The organism is Oleiphilus sp. HI0132, from assembly GCF_001635845.1.
In genome coordinates this window covers 1-1,175 of sequence record NZ_LWGJ01000452.1, presented here as the reverse complement: position 1 = coordinate 1,175, position 1,175 = coordinate 1, and the positions used below count along the sequence as shown (strand labels likewise).

The following is a 1,175-nucleotide window of genomic DNA, read 5'->3' as shown; positions in this document are numbered from 1 at the left end:
ACAAGATCGAAGCGGGTGGTGTGGTTGCTAAGTGGGATCCACATACGCACCCAATCATTACCGAAAATGGTGGTAAGGCTCAGTTCGTTGGAATGGAAGAGGGTATTACCGTAACGACTCAAACTGATGAGTTAACAGGTCTATCCAATATCCAGATTATCGATCCGAAAGATCGTCCATCTTCAGGTAAAGATATTCGTCCAATGGTTCAGCTTGTGGATGAAGATGGTAACCCTGTCTTATTACCAGGTACGGATAATCCGATTCAGGTATTCTTGCCAGCTAACGCTTTGTTAAATATGCGTGATGGCGACATGGTTGAAGTAGGCGACGTCTTGGCTCGTATTCCTCAAGAGTCATCTAAGACTCGTGATATCACAGGTGGTCTACCGCGAGTAGCTGACTTGTTCGAGGCGCGTAAGCCTAAAGAGCCTTCTATCTTGGCTGAAATTTCTGGTGTTGTTAGTTTCGGTAAAGAGACTAAGGGCAAGAAGCGATTAGTGATTACGCCTAAAGATGGTGCTGAGCCGTATGAAGCATTGATTCACAAGTATCGCCAGTTGAACGTATTCGAAGGCGAAACAGTAGAAAAGGGTGAGGTTATCTCGGATGGACCTTCTAACCCGCACGATATTTTGCGCCTACTGGGTGTTGTGGAGCTATCTAAATACATCACTAACGAAGTGCAGGACGTTTACCGTTTGCAGGGTGTTGTAATTAACGATAAGCATATCGAAGTTATCGTGCGCCAGATGTTGCGTAAAGTTGAGATTACGCAGTCTGGTGATACTGACTTGATCAAGGGTGACCAGGTTGAGTATGTGAAGTTCTTGGAAGCTAATGAAGAGGCTGATTCGAACGACAAGATGCCTGCGCAGTGTGAGCGTCAGTTGTTGGGTATTACCAAAGCTTCGCTTGCAACTGAGTCGTTTATCTCTGCTGCATCGTTCCAGGAAACAACGCGCGTACTGACTGAAGGTGCGGTAACAGGTAAGCGTGACTACTTACGTGGCTTGAAAGAGAACGTGGTAGTGGGCCGTTTGATCCCAGCGGGTACAGGCTTGGCTTACCACTCAGAGCGTAAGCGTAAGAAAGATCAGAAGTTGGCACCTATCGCTGAAGAGGGCTTGGGTGTAAGTGCACAGGATGTTGTTGCAGCATTGAGTGCCGAGCTT

The 1,175-nt window shown here is 47.0% G+C and carries 1 pseudogene; it reads left to right on the top strand.

Going from position 1 to position 1,175, the window contains the following annotated elements:
- A pseudogene (locus tag A3766_RS05570) lies at nucleotides 1-1,175 on the top strand (DNA-directed RNA polymerase subunit beta'); the annotation flags it as partial.